Origin of the sequence: Kitasatospora sp. NPDC056076, assembly GCF_042266305.1 — a bacterium.
GTDB lineage: Bacteria > Actinomycetota > Actinomycetes > Streptomycetales > Streptomycetaceae > Kitasatospora.
In genome coordinates this window covers 135,451-154,845 of the sequence record NZ_JBHJWG010000013.1, presented here as the reverse complement: position 1 = coordinate 154,845, position 19,395 = coordinate 135,451, and the positions used below count along the sequence as shown (strand labels likewise).

Sequence of the window (19,395 nt, the reverse complement as noted above, 5' to 3'; positions counted from 1 at the left end):
GGAGAACCCTACGTCCCCGATTCCCGTACATCGGGGCAGGTGTTCGCCTAGGCTTGTCACAAGCTTGCGACAGCTTCGGTGCGTCAACATCGCTCACTCTTGTGAGTGCGGAGACTTGCCCGAATTGCTCACCCTTGTCCGGGTTTTGAGGCAGCTGTGGCCTGTTGTGTTCGAGTGAACGGTTGCGCTGCGTGACGGCGCCTGTGGCGAGAGTGGGGGCCTCGCGGCTCGCAAGTGCCGCGACCTGCGATCACTCCAACGAGTGAGATGACAGATACCCATAGTCCGATCGGGTCATTCGAGATTGAGCCCGAAGGGGCTGTTGCAAGCAGTCCATCTTCCGTAACGTCCTCAACTGGCAACGGTGAATATGCCGTTGCCGCCGTGGGGGAGCCTCGAATCATCGGGAGAGGACGGCGCCGGCATGGGCTGGGTTGACGACTGGAGTGCGCAGGCCGCCTGCCGCACGAGTGATCCGGACGAACTGTTCGTCCAGGGGGCGGCACAGAACCGGGCGAAGGCGGTGTGCAGTGGGTGCCCCGTCCGGACGGAGTGCCTCGCGGACGCGCTGGACAACCGGGTGGAGTTCGGGGTGTGGGGCGGGATGACGGAACGCGAGCGCCGGGCGCTGCTGCGCCGCCGCCCGACGGTCATGTCGTGGCGGAGGCTGCTGGAGACCGCCCGCACCGAGTACGAGGAGTCCCTCGCGACCGGCGTGATACTGACGGACTACGCCCAGGCGGGCTGACCCGGGCCGCACCTCGCGGTCCGGGGCTCCCCCCGTTCCGGCCCGGACCACCCGGCCGGAGTGCCCGGACCACTCGGACCGACCCCTACCCGGCCCGGCCCCCACCCGGCCCGGACTACGCCGCGCCCGGACTGCGTCGCGCCACCAGCCGGCCCCCACCGGCCACGGCCCGGACTACGCCGCGCCGCTGAGCCGGCCCCCGATGGCCCGCAGCCCGTCCAGGTCGTGGACGTCACCCGGCAGCGCGGCCACCTCCACGATCGGCACGTCCGGGTACACCGAGACGAACCGGTCCCGGGTCCGCCGCTCGCGCCCCATGATCTGCATCCGCTCGGCGTGCAGCCGCAGCAGTCCGGCCGCCAGCAGCTCCGCCTCCGGCGAGGCGTGCTCCGAGCCGTTCTCCTCCAGGGCCTCGGCCGCCGCCAGCGCCCGCTCCGCGGTGAGCTGCGGCGCGCCCGTGCTGTGCACCCGGTTGAGCACCAGTCCGGCCAGCGGCATCCGGTCCGCGGCGAGCCGGTCCACGAAGTACGCCGCCTCGCGCAGCGCGTCCCGCTCCGGCGCCGCCACCACCAGGAACGCCGTGCCCGGCGCCTTCAACAGCTGGTAGGTGCGGTCGGCGCGCTCGCGGAAGCCGCCGAACATCGAGTCCATCGCGCTGACGAAGGTCTGTACGTCGGTGAGCAGCTGGGCGCCGAAGATCTTGCCCAGGGTGCCGGTGAGCAGGCCCATCCCGGCGTTGAGGAAGCGCATCGCGCTGCGGCCGCCGACCTTGGCGGGCGCGGTCAGGATCCGGATCACCCGGCCGTCCAGGAAGGACCCGAGCCGGTTGGGGGCGTCCAGGAAGTCCAGTGCCGAGCGGGACGGCGGGGTGTCCACGACGATGAGGTCCCACTCCTCGGCGGCGCGCAGCTGCCCGAGCTTCTCCATCGCCATGTACTCCTGCGTGCCCGCGAAACCGGCCGACAGGGACTGGTAGAACGGGTTCTCCATGATCGCCTTGGCCCGTTCGGGCTCGGCGTGGGCCAGCACGACCTCGTCGAAGGTCCGCTTCATGTCGAGCATCATGGCGTGGAGCCGGCCGTCCCCGGCCACCCCCTTGACCACCCGGGGGGTGTTGTCCAGCTCGGTCAGACCCATGGACTGGGCCAGCCGCCGGGCCGGGTCGATGGTCAGCACCACGACCTTGCGGCCGCGTTCGGCGGCCCGCAGGCCGATCGCCGCGGCGGTGGTGGTCTTGCCGACGCCGCCGGAGCCGCAGCAGACGATGATCCGGGTCTTCGGGTCGTCGATCAGCTCGTCCACCGCGAGCCGGTTGCCGCTGCCGCCACCCCGGCCGACGCCACCACCACCCCGGCCCTCGCCGCCGCCAACGCCACTGCCGCCGCCAACGCTGCCGCTGCTGCCGTTCGCCGGAGTCACGCCGCCCCCTGCCGCTTGAGTTCGCCCGCCAGCCGGTACAGCCCGCCGAGGTCCACGCCCTCGCCCAGCAAGGGGAGTTCGTACGTCGGGAGCCGCAGCTGCTGCAGGTCGGCCCGTTGCGCCCGCTCCAGTTCGACCCGTTCGGCGTGCTCCCTGGCCTGCTCCAGCAGCGGGTCGATCAGCGGCTCGACCGCCGCCCGGACCGTCTCCGCCTTGCGCGAGCGCCCGCCCAGCCCGGCCTCGCCGAGCGCCAGCGCGACCTCCTCGCGGTGGTCCCCGTCCACCGCGGCCACCGCGGCCGCGTCCAGCAGTGGGGGCCGGACCATGTTGACCATCACCCCGCCCACCGGGAGCTTCGCCTCGCGCAGTTCCGCGAAGCCGTCGACCGTCTCCTGCACCGGCATCTCCTCCAGCAGGGTGACCAGGTGCACCGCCGTCTCCGGGGACCGCAGCACCCGCATCACGGCCTGCGCCTGGGTGTGTATCGGGCCGATCCGGGCCAGCCCGGCGACCTCGGAGTTGACGTTCAGGAACCGGGTGATCCGCCCGGTCGGCGGGGCGTCCATCACCACCGCGTCGTAGCGCCGCCGCCCGTCCGGGCCCTTGCGGCGGGCCGCCTCGCAGGCCTTGCCGGTGAGCAGCACGTCCCGTACGCCGGGGGCGACGGTGGTGGCGAAGTCGACGAAGCCGACCTTCTGCAGCGCCTTGCCGGCCCGGCCGAGCTTGTAGAACATCTCCAGGTACTCGAGCAGCGCCAGCTCGGTGTCGATCGCCAGTGCGAGCACCTCGCCGGGCCCGCCCTCGCCGGCCGGCAGCCCCAGTTGGGGGCGGGAGACCGAGGCGATCCGGCGCTCCTCGTAGGGGAGGGCGGCGATCCCGAACAGCTCGGCGATGCCCTGCCGCCCCTCGACCTCGATCAGCAGCACCCGACCGCCGTCGGCGGCCAGGGCCAGCGCCAGCGCGGCGGCCAGCGTGGTCTTCCCGGTGCCGCCCTTGCCGCTGACCACGTGCAGTCGGACCCCCTCCCAGTCGGGGTCGCGCCGGGTCGCCTGGCCGGGGGTGCGTGCCACGCTGCGTCTCCGTCCGTCTCCGTCCCTGCGGGCGCCCCTCCTGCGGGGTGCCCCTGCCGAGGGGGCCGCTCGCGGACGAGGGCGCCCCTCCACGAGGGTGCCGCTCCGTACGGACGCCCCTCCCTGCGGGTGCCCCCTCGCGAGGACGCCCTCTCGCGAGGGTAACCAGGGAGCGCTCCCGATGCCCGGAGCACCTGGGGTGCCAGGACTGAATCATGCCCCCTTTGTGCTCCACCTCACACGCCGGTCGGCGAGGGCCCGTACGGCGGCCCGTACGGCGGCTGCGCGGCGGCCCGTACGGCGGCCCGGGCGGCGGCGATCGCCGGGACACCTCGTCTAGAGTCTGGCCATGACCAAGTGGGAATACATGACGGCGCCCCTGCTGGTGCACGCCACCAAGCAGATCCTGGACAACTTCGGCGAGGACGGCTGGGAGCTGGTCCAGGTCGTGCCCGGCCCGAACCCGGAGCAGCTGGTGGCCTACTTCAAGCGGGAGAAGAACGCATGAGCAAGGTCGAGTCGAAGCTCGCCGAGCTGGGCCTGACCCTGCCGCCGGTGGCCGCCCCGGTCGCCGCCTACGTGCCGGCCGTCCGGGCCGGTGAGTTCGTGTTCACCTCCGGCCAGCTGCCGGTCGTCGGCGGCAAGCTGGTGAGCACCGGCAAGGTCGGTGCCGAGGTGTCCCCGGAGGAGGCCAAGGAGCTCGCGCAGACCTGCGCGCTGAACGCCCTGGCCGCCGTGAAGTCGGTGATCGGCGACCTGGACCTGATCGAGCAGGTCGTGAAGGTGGTCGGCTTCGTCGCCTCCGCCCCCGACTTCATCGGCCAGCCCGCCGTGATCAACGGTGCCAGCGAGCTGCTCGGTACCGTGCTGGGCGAGGCCGGTGTGCACGCCCGCAGCGCCGTCGGCGTCGCGGTGCTGCCGCTGGACGCCCCGGTCGAGGTCGAGCTCCAGGTGCGCGTCAAGAGCGCCTGACCCCGAGCGTGATCACGAAGGCGGGGTCGGGCCTGTCCAACCCCGCCTTCGTGCGCTTAGCATCCGGGCATGGACCATCGAGCAACGACGCTCCCGATGCCGCCCGGCTGGCCTGCCCGGATCCGGGCGGTCGACTCCGGCCTGCTCACCCCGGCGGTGGCCAGACCCGCCGCGACGGTCGTGCTGCTGCGCGACGCCGCCGACGGGCCGGAGGCCTACCTGCTGCGCCGCCGCACCTCGATGGCCTTCGCGGCCGGGATGTACGCCTACCCGGGCGGCGGGGTGGACCCGCGGGACGCCGAGGTCGAGACCGGCTGGGCCGGGCCCTCGCCCGAGGAGTGGGCGCAGCGGCTCGGGGTGGACGCCCGGACGGCGCGGGCGGTGGTCTGCGCGGCGGTGCGCGAGACCTTCGAGGAGGCCGGCGTGCTGTTGGCCGGACCGGACCCGGAGAGCGTCGCCGCGCCGCGCGACTGGTCCGCGGAGCGGGCCGCGCTGGAGGCGCACGAGCTGTCCTTCGCCGAGTTCCTGCGGGACCACGGCCTGGTGCTGCGCAGTGACCTGCTGGGCGGCTGGGCCCGCTGGATCACCCCGGAGTTCGAGGAGCGGCGCTACGACACCTGGTTCTTCGTCGCCGCCCTGCCGGCCGGGCAGCGCGCGGCGCTGGAGGTCGGCGAGGCCGACCGGGTCGCCTGGCTGACGCCCGCCGAGGCGGTCCGGGGGCACCGGGAGGGCCGGTTCGGCATGCTGCCGCCGACGGTCACGGTGCTGCGGGAGCTGTCGTCGGTGCGGACCACCGCCGAGGCACTGGACGCGGCCGCCGACCGGGTGCTGGAGCCGGTGCTGGGCCGGGCCGAGGTCCGCGGCGACCGGATGACGGTCCGCTGGCCCGGGTACGACGAACTGACCATCGACGGGGAGTTCCCCGCCGAGGAATCCTGACCCCCTCCGTACGAGGACCCCTCCGTACGGACCCCCTCGTACCAACCGCTGTACGAACCCCTCGTACGACCCTCGTACGACCCCTGGTACGAACCGTTGCACGACGACTTCGAGAGACGCCGACCGGAAAGGACCGACGACCGATGGACCACGACGATGTGGCTCGCCGGACGGCCCCCGAGCTGCCCGCCCGCCGAGTGATCCCCCGTTCCGCGGCCTGTGACGGTCCGGTCCCGTTCGTCGAGGTCGCCCAGCGCGCCCTCGTCCGGGCCCTGCCGCTGCGGGCCCTGCACCGCGGCCTGGAGGGCAACCGGTGAGCGGGCGGAGCGGACGGAGCGGGCGGATCGTCGAGGGGCGCGTGGCGGCATGAGCGGAGTCCTGCCGGGCGACCCCGCCGCGGTGGTGGGCGGGGAGGCCACCGCCCGGGCGCTGTGCGTGCTGGCGCCGAACCCGTCGCCGATGACCCTGGACGGCACCAACACCTGGCTGCTCTCCGAGCCCGGCTCGGACCTCGCGGTGGTGATCGACCCCGGCCCGCTGCACGAGGGCCACCTGCGCCGGGTGCTCGACCTCGCCGAGGAGCGCGGCAAGCGGATCGCGCTCACCCTGCTGACCCACGGCCACGCCGACCACTCCGAGGGCGCGGCCCGGTTCGCCGAGCTGACCGGCACCGAGGTGCGGGCCCTGGACCCGGCGCACCGGCTGGGCTCCGAGGGCCTGGTCGGCGGCCAGCGGCTGGACGTCGGCGGCCTCGACCTGCGGGTGGTCGCCACCCCCGGCCACACCTCGGACTCGCTGACCTTCCACCTGCCGGACGACGGCGCGGTCCTCACCGGGGACACCGTGCTCGGCCGCGGCACCACGATGGTCGCCCACCCGGACGGCCGGCTCGGGGACTACCTGGACTCGCTGCGCCACCTGCACACGATGGCCTCCGCGCACGGCGTGCGGACGGTGCTGCCCGGCCACGGTCCGGTGCTCGCGGACGCGCTGGGCGCGGTCGACTACTACCTGGCGCACCGGGCCACCCGGCTCGCCCAGGTGGAGACCGCGGTCGAGGCGGGCTGCCGGACGGCCGCCGAGGTGGTCGCCCGGGTCTACGCGGACGTGGACCGGGCGCTCTGGCCGGCCGCCGAGCTGTCGGTGCGGGCCCAGCTGGAGTACCTGGAGGACCACGGGCTGATCCCGGACCAGGGCTGACCCCGGACCGGCCCCGGACCGGTCCGGGAACGCCGAAGGGCCCGTCCGGCTCGGACGGGCCCTTCGCAGTGCTCGGAGCGTCAGCGCGAGCGGCGCGACAGCCGCTCGACGTCCAGCAGGACCACCGCGCGTGCCTCCAGCTTCAACCAGCCGCGGCCGGCGAAGTCGGCGAGCGCCTTGTTGACCGTCTCGCGGGAGGCGCCGACCAGCTGGGCCAGCTCCTCCTGGGTGAGGTCGTGGGCGACGTGGATGCCCTCCTCGGACTGCACGCCGAAGCGGCGGGAGAGGTCCAGCAGGGCCTTGGCGACACGCCCGGGCACGTCGGAGAAGACCAGGTCGGACATCACGTCGTTGGTCCGGCGCAGTCGGCGGGCGATGGCCCGCAGCAGCGCGATGGAGACCTCGGGGCGGGCGTGCAGCCAGGGCTGCAGGTCACCGTGGCCGAGGCCGAGCAGCTTGACCTCGGTCAGCGCGCTGGCGGTGGCGGTGCGCGGGCCCGGGTCGAACAGCGACAGCTCGCCGATCATCTCGCTGGGGCCGAGCACGGCCAGCATGTTCTCGCGGCCGTCCGGCGAGGCACGGTGCAGCTTGACCTTGCCCTCGGCGACGACGTACAGCCGGTCGCCCGGGTCGCCCTCGTGGAACAGCGACTCACCACGGGCGAGGGTGACCTCGGTCATGGAAGCGCGCAGCTCGCCGGCCTGTTCGTCGTCGAGTGCCGCGAAGAGTGCGGCGCGCCGCAGAACGTCGTCCACGTGCTTCCTCCTTCTCGGCCGTCCGGCGGGTGGGCCGTCCGGCGCAAGTTCCGTTCAGTGTTCTGCATCACCAAGCATGGCGCATGTCGCTCCGATCATATGAGGAGGGGGTGTGTCCGGGTGTGCCGTGCGGGGCCATTCGTACCGGCGGGTCACGGGGCGGGGCGCCCGGCGGCGGCCGTCCGGTCGCCTTCCCGCCCGTCCTGATCGAAGAGGGAGTCGCCCACGGCGGTGCGGGCGGAGAGGACGGCGTGCCCGGCCCGGTGGGCGCTGGTCAGGCCGGCCGTACGCAGGGCGGTGAGGTGCTGGGAGACGGCGGCCGGGGACAGTCCGGTCCGGCGGGCCAGCTCGGTGGTCGAGGCCGGGGAGTCCAGTTCGGCCAGCAGCCGGGCCCGGGAGCGGCCGAGGACGGCGGCCAGCGCGTCGGTGCGCGCGGCCGAGCCCGGGCGCTCCTCCCAGAGCGCGGCCGTGCCGCGCGCCGGGTAGACCAGCTGCGGCGGGTCCGGCGGCAGCACCCGGGTGAGCACCCGCGGCCAGGCGAAGGCCGAGGGGACCAGCAGCAGTCCGGCCGCGGCGTTCAGCCGGTTCACCGCGCAGTGGCGGTCCTCCAGCCGCAGTGCGGTGCCGTCCCAGCGGACCGTCCCGTGCAGGTCGTCCAGCATCCGCGCGCTGCCGTGCTCGGCGGCCTGCCGGGAGCGGTGGAAGACGTCCGCGGCCAGCAGCGCGCTGATCCGGGCCCAGTACGGGGCGAGCGCCAGCTCCCAGTACGCCTCGATCTCGGCGGCCAGCCGGGGCAGCTGGCCCGCCGGGTCGCGGTGCAGCGGTTCCAGGCCGGCGGGCAGCCGGCCGCCGGCCTCGGCGGCCAGGATGTCGAGGTCGGCGCGGACCTGCCCGGCGCCGGTCGCGGTGATCGCGGCCAGCTCCTCGGCGAGGGTGGTCGAGCAACCCGCCGGGGCGGGGTTGAGGAAGTCGGGCAGGTGGCCCTCGGGCGGGACCATCGCGGCCAGTCGTCCCCGGTCCAGTCCGGCGGCGGCCAGCCGTCCGCGCACCTGGCCGGCCCAGCGGCGGTGCAGCGCGGGGACGGGGGAGCGGGCCAAGGCGCGCAGGCTGGTCACCACCTCCTGCATCGGGCTGACCGCGAACCGGGTCAGCGCCAAGTCCTGGGTGGAGAAGTGGAGTTCCGTCCGCACGCCGCAGCCCCCTTCGGAAGATTCGGCCCCAGCTTAATCACTGGTGGCGGGCCCGGAGCGGGGCGCAGGATGCCTGCGTTCCCACCGATCCGTACGAAAGCCGGTGACCACCATGTCCACCACCCCCGAGGCCCGCGAGCGGGCGCTGCGGCTGCGCGAACTCCTCGCGGAGGGCGTGCTCGTCCTGCCCAACGCCTGGGACGCGGGCAGCGCCGCGGTGATCGCCTCGGCCGGCGCCCGGGCCATCGCCACCACCAGCGGCGGCGTCTCCTGGTCGCTCGGACACGGCGACGGCCAGCGGATGGACCGGGCGGCAGCGGTCGCGGCGGCCCGCCGGGTCGTCGCCGCGGTGGACCTGCCGGTCACCGTCGACGCCGAGGGCGGCTACGGGCCGCTGCCCGCCGACGTGGCCGCGACCGTCACCGAACTGGTCGGCGCCGGCGCGGCCGGGGTCAACCTGGAGGACTCGACGGCCGTCGGCGGGCCGCTGTTTCCGGTGGCCGAGCAGGCCGAGCGGCTGCGCGCGGCCCGGACGGCGGCCGCGGCGGCCGGACTGCCCGAGCTGCTGGTCAACGCCCGGACCGACGTCTTCCTGTTCGGACTGGGCGGGCTCGACGACGTCCTGGCCCGGGCCGAGGCCTACGCGCAGGCGGGCGCCGACGGCCTGTTCGTCCCCGGGCTGCTGGACCTCGGCACCCTCACCGAGCTGTGCCGGCGCTCCCCGCTGCCGGTGAACGCGATGGCCGGGCCGGGCGGGCCGACCGTCGCCGAGCTGGCCGCCACCGGGGTACGGCGGATCAGCGTCGGCACCGGCCTCGCCCAGGCCGCGTACACGGTGGCCCACCGGGCCGCCGTCGAGCTGCTCGGCGCCGGGACGCTGACGGAGCTCGACGGGGCGCTCGGCTTCGGGGAGCTGAACGTGCTCTACTGACCCGCTACCGGTCGGTACGGGCCGTACGGGCCGTACAGCCCGGTAGCGGCCTGCAGGCTCTGTGAGAGCTCAGCCCGTGAAGCCCAGCCCGGCCAGGCTCTGCTCGATCCGGGCACGGTGGGCGGCCTCCCAGTCGTCCAGGGTCTCGGCGGCCTCCTTGGCCAGCTTGGCCCGGGCCGCCTCCAGGACCGCCGTCCGCTCGGCGGCGGGCACCGCCACGACGCCCTCCTCGTCGGCCACCACGATGTCGCCGGGGGCCACCAGCACGCCGCCGCAGCGCACCGGGACGCCGTGGGCGCCCAGCTGCTTCTTGGCGCCGGGGATCGGGATGACGCCCCGGGCGACCACCGGGAAGCCCAGGTCGCGGACCTCGGCGAGATCCCGGATCAGGCCGTCGGCCACGAAGGCGGCGACGCCCCGGCGCTGGGCCACCGCGCAGACGTTGCCGCCGGCCAGCGCGTAGTCCAGGTCGCCGGACTCCACCACGATCACCGCGCCGGGCTCGGCCCGGTAGATCGCGGCGTGCAGCATCAGGTTGTCGCCGGGCGGGCACTGCACGGTGAAGGCCGGTCCGGCCACCCGGGGCATGCCCGCCCACAGCGGGCGCAGTCCGATGTCCATGACCCGGGCGCGGCCCAGGACGTCGGCCAGGGCGGTGGTGGGAATGTCCGCAAAGTCCTTGAAGTCCCCGTCCATGCTTCCTCTTTCCTCGATCGTTCCCTCGATGGTCGGACGATCGGAAGACTAGAACGGGCCGGTCGACGGAGCACCGGAACCCTGGCGCCCGTTCGGCCCGTACGCGCCGGCACCCCGCCCGCCACGTCCTCGGCCGACCCGGAGCACGGCCGTCCGCTCTTCCTCCTTGATCCGCCCCAAGCGGTCCGCCGCTCGGCGTAGCCTTCGTGCATGGCAGAGAGCAAGGCCCGGAAGACCGCGACCAAGCCGGCCGCGGAGCCCGCTGCGAAGACGGCCGCGAAGAAGACGGCGGCCGCGAAGACGGCGGTGAAGCCGAGGAAGCCCGAGTCGCACCTGGCGATGGTGCGGCGGGCCCGGCGGATCAACCGCGAGCTGGCGGAGCTGTACCCGTACGCCCACCCGGAGCTGGACTTCGAGAACCCGTTCCAGCTGCTGGTGGCCACCGTGCTGTCGGCGCAGACCACCGACCTGCGGGTGAACCAGACCACCCCGGCGCTGTTCGCGAAGTACCCGACGCCCGAGGACATGGCGGCGGCGAACCCGGAGGAGCTGGAGGAGATCATCCGCCCGACCGGTTTCTTCCGGAACAAGGCGAAGTCGCTGATCGGCCTCTCGACCGCGCTGCGCGACGAGTTCGGCGGTGAGGTCCCGGGTCGGCTGGCCGACCTGGTGACCCTGCCCGGGGTCGGTCGCAAGACCGCCAACGTGGTGCTCGGCAACGCCTTCGGAGTCCCCGGGATCACCGTGGACACCCACTTCGGGCGGCTGGCCCGCCGGTTCGGCTGGACCACCGAGGACGACCCGGTGAAGGTCGAGCTGGCCGTCGCCGAGATCTTCCCGAAGTCGGAGTGGACGATGCTGTCGCACCGCGTGGTCTTCCACGGCCGGCGGATCTGCCACTCCCAGAAGCCCGCCTGCGGGGCCTGCCCGATCGCGCCGCTCTGCCCCGCATACGGGGAGGGCGAGCTGGATCCGGAGAAGGCCCGCAAGCTGCTCAAGTACGAGATGGGCGGCCAGCCCGGCCAGCGGCTCAGGCCGCCGTCGGACTTCCCCGGCGAGGCTGCCGCCCGCGCCGACGCGACCGCCCACCAGGGGCGGGTCGCGGACCAGGGGGTGGAAGCGTGACCGAGGGTGTTGTCGAGCGGAACGACCTGCCGGGCTGGCTGGAGCCGGTCCGGGACGCGGCCGAGCGGGTGCTGCCGGAGCAGCTGAGCCGCTTCCTGCCGCCGAGCGAGGGCGGTCGGGCGGCGGCGGTGCTGATGCTGTTCGGCGAGGGCCCGGACGGGCCGGACCTGCTGCTGATCGAGCGGGCCCGCTCGCTGCGCTCGCACGCCGGCCAGCCGTCCTTCCCGGGCGGCGCGCTGGACCCGGAGGACGGCGACCCGGACGGCTCCGGCCCGATCGCGGCGGCGCTGCGCGAGGCCTGGGAGGAGACCGGCCTGGACCCGGCCGGGGTGCAGGTCTTCGCCGCGCTGCCCCGGCTGTACATCCCGGTGAGCCGCTTCGTGGTCACCCCGGTGCTGGGCTGGTGGCGCGAGGAGTCGCCGGTGCGGCCGGTGGACCGGGGCGAGACCGGCGCGGTGTTCCGGGTGACGATCGCCGACCTCGCCGACCCGGCGAACCGGGTCCGGCTGCGGCACCCGTCCGGGCACGTCGGGCCGGCCTTCGCGGTGGCCGGGCGGCTGGTCTGGGGGTTCACCGCCGGGGTGATCGACCGGGTGCTGCACCACAGCGGGCTGGAGCGGCCGTGGGACCCGTCCCGGGTCGTCGACCTCTCGGACGACGCCCTGGCGCTCGTCCAGGGCGACCTCGAGCACTCCCGGGTCCTGCCGGGCGGCGGCGCCGACGGCTCGTGACGGACCGTCGGCGCGGCACGGTCGCGAAGCGTGGGAGGGTGTCGGAGTGAACGTGCTGGATGTGCTGCTGGTCCTCGCCGCCGTCGGATTCGCCATTTCGGGCTACCGGCAGGGCTTCGTGGTGGGCGTCCTGTCGCTGGTCGGCTTCCTCGGCGGCGGCCTGCTGGCCGTCCAGCTGCTGCCGCTGCTGCTCGACCACCTCAGCCCCGGCACCACGGCCTCGGTGGTGGCCGTGGTGGTGGTGATCGTCTGCGCCGCGATCGGCCAGGCGGTCACCGCGCACTACGGCTGGAAGCTGCGCGGCCACATCGACCGCCGTCCGGCCCGGGTGCTGGACGCGTCCGGCGGCGCGGTGGTCAACGTGATCTCGATGCTGCTGGTCGCCTGGCTGATCGGCTCCGCGCTGGCCGGCACGTCCCTGCCGACGGTCTCCAAGCAGGTCCGCTCCTCGGCGATCCTCAGCGGCGTCCAGGAGGCGCTGCCGGGTGACGCGCCGAACTGGTTCTCCGACTTCTCCAAGGTGCTCGCCCGCAACGGCTTCCCGCAGGTCTTCAACCCCTTCGAGCACGAGCCGATCACCCAGGTCGACACCCCGGACCCGGCGCTGGCCAACAGCCCGGCGGTGGCCCGGGCGCGGCAGAGCCTGGTCAAGGTGGTCGGCACCGCGACCTCCTGCGGCAAGACCCTGGAGGGCAGCGGCTTCGTCTTCGCCCCGCACCGGGTGATGACCAACGCCCACGTGGTGGGCGGCGTCGACGAGCCGACCGTGCAGATCGGCGGCGTCGGCCAGCTGTACGACGCCACGGTGGTCCGCTACGACTGGCAGCGCGACATCGCCGTCCTGGACGTGCCCAAGCTCAACGCGCCCGCACTGACCTTCGCGGGCGAGGCGAGGACCAACGACAGCGCGATCGTCGCGGGCTTCCCCGAGAACGGCGCCTTCAACGTCCAGCCCGCCCGCATCCGCGGCCGGATCCAGGCCAACGGCCCGGACATCTACCACCGCGGCCAGGTGGTGCGCGACGTCTACTCGGTGCGCTCGCTGGTCCGCCAGGGCAACAGCGGCGGCCCGCTGCTCACCCCGGACGGCCAGGTGTACGGCGTGGTCTTCGCCAAGTCCCTGGACAGCGCCGACACCGGGTACGTGCTGACCTCGGCCGAGGTGCGCGAGGACGCGACGGCGGGCAGCACCGCGAGCGGCCGGGTGGACACCCAGGGCTGCGCGCTCTGAGACCGCGCCCCGAAACCGCGGGGCCCGCCGGTGCGGGATCCGTCGTACCGTCAGGCCGCCCTGGTAGCCTCGGCGGCGCTCACCCGTTCGGCTCAACCGGGTTGCCGTCCCGGAGTGAGTCAACGGGAGGTCGTGGTAGTCCGATGATGGGTCATTCGCACGCGGTGAGCGGGGCGATGCTGTACGCGGCCTCGGCCCCGTTCCTGCCCCCGCTGCTGCTGCACACCACGCTGCAGCCGGCGGACATACTGATGGGCACGGTGCTGTGCGCGGGCGCGGCACTGCTGCCGGACCTCGACCACCACGACGGTTCGATCGCCAACTTCCTCGGCCCGCTCTCCAAGGCGCTCTGCCGCTTCGTGGCCTGGGCCTCCGGCGGGCACCGGCACGCCACCCACTCGCTGCTGTTCGTCGCGCTGATGGGCGGCGGCACCTGGGCCGGCGTCACCTTCCTGGGCCGCTACTTCACCCTCACGGTGACGTTCTTCCTGCTGGCACTGGCGGTCAAGGCGCTGCGGCTCTGCCCGCCGAGCAACGGCCCGGAGGCGTGGATCACCGTCATCGGCCTGGCCGCGCTCGGCACCTTCGGGATGAACACCTGGATGCCCAACGCGCCCGGCTGGCTGCCGTACGCGGTCGGGCTGGGCACGCTGGCGCACCTGCTGGGCGACTGCCTGACCAAGAAGGGCGCGCCGCTGCTGTGGCCGCACAAGGAGCGCTACGAGATCGTGCTGATCAAGCGCAGCGGCAACAACGTCGAGACCAAGGTGCTGGTGCCGATCATGTCGGTGGCGACCTTCGTGCTGCTCTGGTTCACGGCGCTGTCACCGCAGATCGTGAACTAGGCGCAGAACGTGAACTAGCCGCAGAACGTGAATCAGCCGCAGAGCGTGAACTGAACGGCGGCCGGAAGCGGCGCGGGGCCTCAGGTCTCGCGCCGCAGCCGTGCGCCCACCCACCGGGCGCGCCGGCCGAGGATGCGCGGGATGCCCAGCTGCCGCTGCGCCCCGCGCTGGCGGCGGTCGAGGCCCTCGAAGCCGAGGTCCTCCGCCCGGTCCGGGAGGTGTGCGGGGCGCTGGGGACTGTTGTGGCGTCGGCCGCGCGGGGCGTCGTCGCGATCGGGCATCCAGGTCATACCGGAATGGATGCCCCTGGGCCGGAGGGAGTAACCGCCCGGGTGCGCCGAAACTGGCCCATGCGCATGTCATATGAGCGCAACATCAAGGGAGTTGGGACTTCCGACCCCTTCCGGGAGCCCTGGGGAGGGCCCTCCGGTCGTCACTCCTTGTGGCGACCGACCCAGTCCAGCAGCTCCGCCGTGAACTCCTCCGGAGCCTCCTCGTGCGGGAAGTGCCCGACCCCCGGCAGCAGTCGCCAGCGGTACGGCGCCGCCACGTACTCGCCGCCGCCCAGCGCGGTGTGCGACAGCAGCACCGGGTCCGCGGCGCCCTGGACGTGCAGGGTCGGTGCGGTGATCGGCTTCTTCATCCGGCGGGCGAACTGGATGCCGTCCGGCCGGGCCATCGAGCGCAGCAGCCAGCGGTACGGCTCGATCGAGCAGTGCGCGGTGCTGGGGATCTGGATCGCCTGCCGGTACGCGTGCACCGCCGCCCCGTCCAGCTTGTTCGGCCCGGCCCACTCGTCCAGGTAGCGGCCCACCAGCGCCGCGTCGTCGGCGACCAGGCGGCGTTCCGGTATCCACGGCCGCTGGAAGCCCAGGACGTGGTCGAAGGCGGCGATCTGCTTGCGGTCCGTCAGCAGCGCCCGGCGCAGGTCCCGGGGGTGCGCCGCGGAGACCGCGGTGAGGCTCTGGATCACCGAGGGGCGCATCACCGCCGCCACCCAGGCCAGGGTGCCGCCGGAGGCGTGCCCCACCAGGTGCGCGCGGCGCTCGCCGAGCGAGCGGATCACCCCGGTGATGTCCAGGGCGAGGTTGCCCGGGTCGTAGCCGCGCGGGGTGCGGTCGCTGCCGCCGATGCCGCGCAGGTCGAGCGCCACGGCGCGGTAGCCGGCCTCGGCCAGCGCGGTCAGCTGGTGGCGCCAGGCCCACCAGTACTCGGGCCAGCCGTGCACCAGCAGCACCAGTGGGCCGGAGCCCAGCTCGGTGATGTGGAAACGGGCGCCGTTGGCCGCCAGGTCGCGGTGCTTCCACGGACCGGACTGCCGGATGCTCCACGCCTCGGCAGCGGCGTCCTCGGACCGCCCGGGGGCGGCGGCGCCCTCGGCGGCCTCCGGGCCGGTCTCCGGGCCGCCCTCGGGCCCCGAGGCGGGGCCGGAGACGGCGGACGGCTGCGCGGGAGCGGGCTTCTGGTCGAGCGGCATACCGAGAGCGTGTCACATCCGTGCGAAGGACACGTGCCCGGCACTCGCTGCGGGCGGGTCCGGGCACGTACGGGCGGGGGCGGTTACGGGATGCGGCCCAGGCCCCGGTCGATCTCCTCCTGGGTGGCCGGGCGCGGCCGGGCGTTCCTCAGCACCTCGGCGGTCTTCTGGGCGCCCTCGATGGTGCGCTCCGGCTTCTGGATCTTCTTGAAGAAGCGCCCCGCCAGCAGGAAGAGGACGGCGGCGAGCACCCAGTAGGCGGCTGCCACGATGAGGAAGGACCAGCCGAGCGACAGGCCCAGCGCGTGGATGCCGAAGGCGAACGCGGCGCTCAGCATCGGAACGGAGAACAGCAGCACCACGGCGGCGACGGCGCCCGAGACACCGCCGGCGACGCCGCGCTTGACGTCCGCCTTGATCTCGGACTTGGCGAGCGCGATCTCGTCGTGGACGAGTGCGCTCAGGTCGGCGGTGGCCGCCGCGAACAGCTGCCCCACCGAACGCTCGCCCTCGTAGGGCGCCCGGCCGTTGCTGGACGGGTCTGCGGCTCCTGTGGGCATCAGCGGTTCTCCTCTGCGGCTGTTGCGGCGTGACGCCGTCGCGGGGCGCGGTTTCCGGGGCCGGTGGGGGATCCGGAGGCGTCAGTGGTGTGTCGACAGCTCAGAATCATGCCCCTACCGGTCAGTCGGACACCACTCCGGGGCCCCGCCGGAGGGACGTGTCCTGGCTTCGGAAGGCGGCCGCGGGGTGCGGCGCGGGGTGCGGTGCGGGGTGGAGTGCGGTGCGGTGCGACGCGCGGTGCGACGCGGGGTGCAGCGCGGTGCGGGGCCCCTCGGTGGGGCTCAGCGGTCGCTGCCGGGACCTTCGCCCGGCCGGGGCCGGGGTGCCTCGGCGAGCGCCGCCCGGTCGGCGGTCCGGGCCCGCCAGGCCGGATCGTCCTGCTGGTAGACGTCCGGGATGCCGTCGCCGTCCTCGTCCCGGTCCTCCTCCTCGCACAGGGCGCGGTAGTGCCGGTTGCGCAGCTTGAGCAGCACGGTGGCGACCACCGCGCAGAGCAGCGAGCCGACCAGGACGGCCGTCTTGGAGCGGTCGGCCAGCGCCAGGTCGTCCGGGAACGCCAGTTCGCTGATCAGCAGCGAGACGGTGAAGCCGATCCCGGCGAGCACCGAGACGGCGAACAGGTCGGCCCACTTGAGCTGGGGGTTCAGCTCGGCCCGGGTGAACCGGGCGGCCAGCCAGGTGCCGCCGAATATGCCCACCGTCTTGCCGACCAGCAGGCCGATCACGATGCCGAGCGGCGCGGCCTGGGTGAACACCTCGCGCAGGGCCGGGCCGGAGATCGTCACCCCGGCCGCGAACAGCGCGAACACCGGGACGGCCAGTCCGGCCGAGAGCGGGCGGACCAGGTGCTCGATGTGCTCGCCGGGGGAGTGCTGCTCGTCGCCCTCCCGGTGGCAGCGCAGCATCAGGCCCATCGCGACACCGGCGACGGTGGCGTGGACGCCGCTCTCGTGCATCAGCGCCCAGACCACGAGGGCCAGCGGCACGAACAGGTACCAGCCCTTCACCCCGCGCCGGTGCAGGAACCAGAACAGCACCAGACCGGCGAAGGCCAGGCCGAGCGCCCAGAACTTGATCCCGGAGCTGTAGAAGACCGCGATGATCAGGATCGCGATCAGGTCGTCGACCACGGCCAGGGTCAGCAGGAAGGCGCGCAGCGCGGAGGGCAGGTGACTGCCGACCACGGCCAGCACCCCGAGGGCGAAGGCGATGTCGGTGGCGGTCGGGATGGCCCAGCCGCCGGGGTGGCCGCCGCTGCCGGAGTTGACCAGGGCGAACAGGATCGCGGGCAGGGCGACGCCGCAGACGGCGGCGATCACCGGCAGCAGCGCGGCGCTCGGGGTGCGCAGCTCGCCCGCGACGAACTCGCGCTTGAGCTCGATGCCGGCCACGAAGAAGAAGACCGTCAGCAGGCCGTCCTTGGCCCAGTTGGCCAGGGTGAGGTCGAGGTGGAGCGGAGCGGAGGGGCCGATCCGGTGGTCGAGCACGCTCTCGTACGCGTTCGGCCAGACGTTGGCCCAGATCAGCGCGACCACGGCGGCGGCCAGCAGCAGCATCCCGCCGACCGTCTCGGTGCGCAGGGCGTTGGTGACGAAGGTGCGCTCGGGCAGCGACAGCCGGCCGAGGAACTGCCGGCGGCGGGTCGTCGGCTCGTGGGCGGGCGGCTGGTCGGTCACGGGGACCTCCTGGGGCTGGGAGCGGCAAACGGATGCACGGGTGGTGCAGTTGCCGACCAGACTTCCCGGCGCGCCCTGTGACGCCCGCGGATCCTGTCAAGGGCCTTGATGCGTCCTTAACAGTCTAGCGGGACGTTCGGGTGACATCCGGATTGTCCTAGTAAATGACTTAAGCCCTGGGGGCCGCTACTGCACTCCCGAGGAGCAGCGGACCGGTACCCGAACGGCCCAGGCCGAGTGCAGTCGGGTGAATGGCTCCCTAAGGTCGATCGCAGGCGCCCGCCCGATCCGGGCCGGTGCGCAGCCCTTCGGTTCCCGCTGTTCTAGCTGTTCCCGCTGTTCCTGCTGTTCCCGCTGTTTCTGCTGGAGGCACGACCATGTCCGGTGGTGGCACCACCCTGCCCCAACCGCCCCTCTTACCCGGTGAGCCCGCCGACGCCGACCGGCATCCCGGCCGGGTGCTCCACCCGGACCCTCGTCCGGAGTTCGCCCCGGAGTTCGCCCCGGAGTTCGGCCCGGAGTTCGGCCCGGAGTTCGGCCCGAAGTGCCGTGCGGAGGCCGCCGAGGACGTCCCGGCGGACCTCGACCGGCTGCTCCGTCCGCTGTTCCGCTCCGCCGGACCGGACGGCGGCGTCGCCGTCGTGGTGATCCGCGGCAACGAGCGGACGGTCGCCTGCCGGGGGCACTCCGACCGCTCCGGCCGCCACCCGGTCCGGGCCGACACCCGCTTCGAGCTCGGGTCCGTGACCAAGACCTTCACCGGACTGCTGCTCGCCGAGATGGCCGCCCGCGGTGAGGTCCGCTACGACGACCCGATCGACCGCTACCTCCCCGCGAACGCCGTCCCCGGCTACCCGCACGAGCGGCCGATCACCCTGCTCCACCTGGCCACCCACACCTCCGGCCTGCCCCGACTGCCGGTCGGCCTGCTGCCGGCCGCGGCACCCCGGTGGTTCACCCGCCCGTACGCCACGTTCGGGCCGACCCACCTGCTCGACGCACTGTCACGGACCCCCGTCCGGGGCACCCCGGGCACCCAGGTGCGGTACTCCAACCTCGGCTCCGGGCTGCTCGGACTGCTGCTGGCCAACGCGGCCGGACAGCGCTACGACGACCTGCTGGCCACCCGGGTCTGCGGGCCGCTCGGCCTGCTGGACACCTCCAGCGGCCCCGGCCGGGAGGACGTCAGCGGGTACCGGCGCGGCCGACGGGTGCCGTCCTTCCGGCTGCCCGCCCTGCCGGGCGCCTCGGCACTGCGCTCCACCGCGGACGACATGCTCCGCTACCTCCAGGCCCACCTGTCGCTGGACGCTGTCCCGCTGCCCGAGCGGGCCGACGCGGCGGCGCTGCGCACGGCGCTCGGCGAGGTCCGTCGGCCGAGGGTGGGGCGGCGCCGGGGCGGTACCCGGCTCTGCGTGGGCTGGAACCAGTGGGGTCCGGGCGGTGTGCCGAGTGGTGTGCTGGGTGGGGGCGGCGCGGACGGCGCCGGCGGCGAGGCCGGTGCGATCGGCTCGGTCGGCTCGGTCGGCGAACTGGCCGCGGTCGACGCGGTGGGGGTGCCGACCGCGGGGGAGGGCGCCGAGGAGCTGGTGTTCCAGGTCGGGTCGACCCGGGGGTTCAGCACCTTCGTCGGGTTCAGTCCGCGGGCCCAGGTCGGGCTGGCGGTGCTGGCCGGAGCATGGACGGGAGTGCGGGTCCTGCGCGGCCGGGGCATCGTCCAGGGCGCCTACGAGACCCTGCGCACCCTGGCCGCCCAGCGCGGCACGGCGATCGGTACCGCAGTGGTGGAGGGGCGAGCCCCGTACGACGTGACGACGTGACGCTGTGAC

At 73.9% G+C, this 19,395-nt stretch carries 21 protein-coding genes; 12 read left to right on the top strand and 9 right to left on the bottom strand.

Features of this window, described 5'->3' with window-relative positions; genetic code table 11:
- Window positions 1-424 precede the first annotated feature (424 nt).
- A complete protein-coding gene (locus ACFC1T_RS13650) occupies window positions 425-748 on the top strand; it encodes a WhiB family transcriptional regulator (protein WP_033333275.1) in 324 nt (107 codons plus the stop codon).
- Window positions 749-922: 174 nt separating this feature from the next.
- On the opposite strand, the gene ACFC1T_RS13645 is transcribed toward ACFC1T_RS13650, so the two are convergent.
- The gene (locus ACFC1T_RS13645) at window positions 923-2,050 is read right to left on the bottom strand and encodes an ArsA family ATPase (protein WP_375887704.1); all 1,128 of its coding nucleotides are present in this window, start codon (window positions 2,048-2,050) and stop codon (window positions 923-925) included.
- A 113-nt stretch (window positions 2,051-2,163) separates the two neighbouring features.
- Window positions 2,164-3,237 carry an ArsA-related P-loop ATPase gene (locus ACFC1T_RS13640; RefSeq protein WP_375887644.1) on the bottom strand — a complete coding sequence of 358 codons (1,074 nt, stop codon included), beginning with the start codon at window positions 3,235-3,237 and terminating at the stop codon, window positions 2,164-2,166.
- 349 nt (window positions 3,238-3,586) lie between these two features.
- On the opposite strand from ACFC1T_RS13640, the gene ACFC1T_RS13635 reads away from it, so the two are divergent.
- The 5 genes from ACFC1T_RS13635 to ACFC1T_RS13615 all read left to right on the top strand — a co-directional run bounded on the left by ACFC1T_RS13635 (window position 3,587) and on the right by ACFC1T_RS13615 (window position 6,348).
- The gene (locus ACFC1T_RS13635) at window positions 3,587-3,745 is read left to right on the top strand and encodes a DUF4177 domain-containing protein (RefSeq protein WP_094743074.1); all 159 of its coding nucleotides are present in this window, start codon (window positions 3,587-3,589) and stop codon (window positions 3,743-3,745) included.
- Window positions 3,742-4,209, top strand: a complete 468-nt coding sequence (locus ACFC1T_RS13630; RefSeq protein WP_375887641.1) for a RidA family protein — start codon at window positions 3,742-3,744, stop codon at window positions 4,207-4,209. The genes ACFC1T_RS13635 and ACFC1T_RS13630 overlap by 4 nt, the downstream gene beginning before the upstream one ends.
- Before the next feature lie 69 nt (window positions 4,210-4,278).
- A complete protein-coding gene (locus tag ACFC1T_RS13625) occupies window positions 4,279-5,148 on the top strand; it encodes an NUDIX hydrolase (RefSeq protein WP_375887638.1) in 870 nt (289 codons plus the stop codon).
- Between the two features lie 143 nt (window positions 5,149-5,291).
- Entirely contained in the window at window positions 5,292-5,465 is a 174-nt protein-coding gene (locus tag ACFC1T_RS13620; RefSeq protein ID WP_375887636.1) for a hypothetical protein, read from the top strand.
- Window positions 5,466-5,514: 49 nt separating this feature from the next.
- Window positions 5,515-6,348, top strand: a complete 834-nt coding sequence (locus ACFC1T_RS13615) for an MBL fold metallo-hydrolase (protein WP_375887634.1) — start codon at window positions 5,515-5,517, stop codon at window positions 6,346-6,348.
- A gap of 80 nt (window positions 6,349-6,428) precedes the next feature.
- Here ACFC1T_RS13615 and ACFC1T_RS13610 read toward each other — a convergent pair whose 3' ends face one another.
- Both ACFC1T_RS13610 and ACFC1T_RS13605 read right to left on the bottom strand, forming a co-directional pair.
- Window positions 6,429-7,103 carry a Crp/Fnr family transcriptional regulator gene (locus ACFC1T_RS13610; RefSeq protein WP_030288117.1) on the bottom strand — a complete coding sequence of 225 codons (675 nt, stop codon included), beginning with the start codon at window positions 7,101-7,103 and terminating at the stop codon, window positions 6,429-6,431.
- A gap of 152 nt (window positions 7,104-7,255) precedes the next feature.
- A complete protein-coding gene (locus ACFC1T_RS13605; protein WP_375887632.1) occupies window positions 7,256-8,293 on the bottom strand; it encodes a DUF5937 family protein in 1,038 nt (345 codons plus the stop codon).
- Window positions 8,294-8,405: 112 nt separating this feature from the next.
- On the opposite strand from ACFC1T_RS13605, the gene ACFC1T_RS13600 reads away from it, so the two are divergent.
- Window positions 8,406-9,224, top strand: a complete 819-nt coding sequence (locus ACFC1T_RS13600) for an isocitrate lyase/phosphoenolpyruvate mutase family protein (RefSeq protein ID WP_375887629.1) — start codon at window positions 8,406-8,408, stop codon at window positions 9,222-9,224.
- Between the two features lie 69 nt (window positions 9,225-9,293).
- Here the strand turns inward: ACFC1T_RS13600 and ACFC1T_RS13595 are convergent, their stop codons facing one another.
- The gene (locus ACFC1T_RS13595; RefSeq protein ID WP_375887626.1) at window positions 9,294-9,920 is read right to left on the bottom strand and encodes an RraA family protein; all 627 of its coding nucleotides are present in this window, start codon (window positions 9,918-9,920) and stop codon (window positions 9,294-9,296) included.
- A 210-nt stretch (window positions 9,921-10,130) separates the two neighbouring features.
- On the opposite strand from ACFC1T_RS13595, the gene nth reads away from it, so the two are divergent.
- The 4 genes from nth to ACFC1T_RS13575 all read left to right on the top strand — a co-directional run bounded on the left by nth (window position 10,131) and on the right by ACFC1T_RS13575 (window position 13,852).
- On the top strand, window positions 10,131-11,045 hold the full coding sequence (gene nth, locus ACFC1T_RS13590; RefSeq protein WP_375887624.1) for an endonuclease III: 915 nt from the start codon (window positions 10,131-10,133) through the stop codon (window positions 11,043-11,045).
- Window positions 11,042-11,776, top strand: a complete 735-nt coding sequence (locus ACFC1T_RS13585) for an NUDIX hydrolase (protein WP_375887621.1) — start codon at window positions 11,042-11,044, stop codon at window positions 11,774-11,776. The genes nth and ACFC1T_RS13585 overlap by 4 nt, the downstream gene beginning before the upstream one ends.
- Before the next feature lie 46 nt (window positions 11,777-11,822).
- Window positions 11,823-13,007 (top strand): MarP family serine protease, encoded by a 1,185-nt coding sequence (locus ACFC1T_RS13580; RefSeq protein ID WP_375887619.1) that lies wholly within the window; start codon window positions 11,823-11,825, stop codon window positions 13,005-13,007.
- Between the two features lie 143 nt (window positions 13,008-13,150).
- Window positions 13,151-13,852 carry a metal-dependent hydrolase gene (locus tag ACFC1T_RS13575; protein ID WP_375887618.1) on the top strand — a complete coding sequence of 234 codons (702 nt, stop codon included), beginning with the start codon at window positions 13,151-13,153 and terminating at the stop codon, window positions 13,850-13,852.
- Between the two features lie 80 nt (window positions 13,853-13,932).
- On the opposite strand, the gene ACFC1T_RS13570 is transcribed toward ACFC1T_RS13575, so the two are convergent.
- From ACFC1T_RS13570 to nhaA, 4 genes are all read right to left on the bottom strand, one after another.
- Window positions 13,933-14,133, bottom strand: a complete 201-nt coding sequence (locus ACFC1T_RS13570) for a hypothetical protein (protein ID WP_375887616.1) — start codon at window positions 14,131-14,133, stop codon at window positions 13,933-13,935.
- 152 nt (window positions 14,134-14,285) lie between these two features.
- Entirely contained in the window at window positions 14,286-15,329 is a 1,044-nt protein-coding gene (locus tag ACFC1T_RS13565; protein WP_375887614.1) for an alpha/beta fold hydrolase, read from the bottom strand.
- 83 nt (window positions 15,330-15,412) lie between these two features.
- Complete coding sequence (locus ACFC1T_RS13560; protein WP_375887612.1) at window positions 15,413-15,889, bottom strand: phage holin family protein; 477 nt, start codon at window positions 15,887-15,889, stop codon at window positions 15,413-15,415.
- A 282-nt stretch (window positions 15,890-16,171) separates the two neighbouring features.
- Window positions 16,172-17,566: a Na+/H+ antiporter NhaA gene (gene nhaA / locus ACFC1T_RS13555; protein WP_375887609.1), complete on the bottom strand. Its 1,395-nt coding sequence runs from the start codon at window positions 17,564-17,566 to the stop codon at window positions 16,172-16,174.
- Window positions 17,567-17,943: 377 nt separating this feature from the next.
- On the opposite strand from nhaA, the gene ACFC1T_RS13550 reads away from it, so the two are divergent.
- A complete protein-coding gene (locus ACFC1T_RS13550) occupies window positions 17,944-19,386 on the top strand; it encodes a serine hydrolase domain-containing protein (protein WP_375887606.1) in 1,443 nt (480 codons plus the stop codon).
- The last annotated feature ends 9 nt before the right edge of the window (window positions 19,387-19,395 follow it).

Coding starts and splice junctions, on each gene's coding strand:
- ACFC1T_RS13650 (WP_033333275.1), top strand. CDS start 425: ATGGGCTGGGTTGACGACTGGAGTGCGCAGGCCGCCTGCCGCACGAGT.
- ACFC1T_RS13635 (WP_094743074.1), top strand. CDS start 3,587: ATGACCAAGTGGGAATACATGACGGCGCCCCTGCTGGTGCACGCCACC.
- ACFC1T_RS13630 (WP_375887641.1), top strand. CDS start 3,742: ATGAGCAAGGTCGAGTCGAAGCTCGCCGAGCTGGGCCTGACCCTGCCG.
- ACFC1T_RS13625 (WP_375887638.1), top strand. CDS start 4,279: ATGGACCATCGAGCAACGACGCTCCCGATGCCGCCCGGCTGGCCTGCC.
- ACFC1T_RS13620 (WP_375887636.1), top strand. CDS start 5,292: ATGGACCACGACGATGTGGCTCGCCGGACGGCCCCCGAGCTGCCCGCC.
- ACFC1T_RS13615 (WP_375887634.1), top strand. CDS start 5,515: ATGAGCGGAGTCCTGCCGGGCGACCCCGCCGCGGTGGTGGGCGGGGAG.
- ACFC1T_RS13600 (WP_375887629.1), top strand. CDS start 8,406: ATGTCCACCACCCCCGAGGCCCGCGAGCGGGCGCTGCGGCTGCGCGAA.
- ACFC1T_RS13595 (WP_375887626.1), bottom strand. CDS start 9,920: ATGGACGGGGACTTCAAGGACTTTGCGGACATTCCCACCACCGCCCTG.
- nth (WP_375887624.1), top strand. CDS start 10,131: ATGGCAGAGAGCAAGGCCCGGAAGACCGCGACCAAGCCGGCCGCGGAG.
- ACFC1T_RS13575 (WP_375887618.1), top strand. CDS start 13,151: ATGATGGGTCATTCGCACGCGGTGAGCGGGGCGATGCTGTACGCGGCC.
- ACFC1T_RS13570 (WP_375887616.1), bottom strand. CDS start 14,133: ATGCCCGATCGCGACGACGCCCCGCGCGGCCGACGCCACAACAGTCCC.
- ACFC1T_RS13565 (WP_375887614.1), bottom strand. CDS start 15,329: ATGCCGCTCGACCAGAAGCCCGCTCCCGCGCAGCCGTCCGCCGTCTCC.
- ACFC1T_RS13560 (WP_375887612.1), bottom strand. CDS start 15,889: ATGCCCACAGGAGCCGCAGACCCGTCCAGCAACGGCCGGGCGCCCTAC.
- ACFC1T_RS13550 (WP_375887606.1), top strand. CDS start 17,944: ATGTCCGGTGGTGGCACCACCCTGCCCCAACCGCCCCTCTTACCCGGT.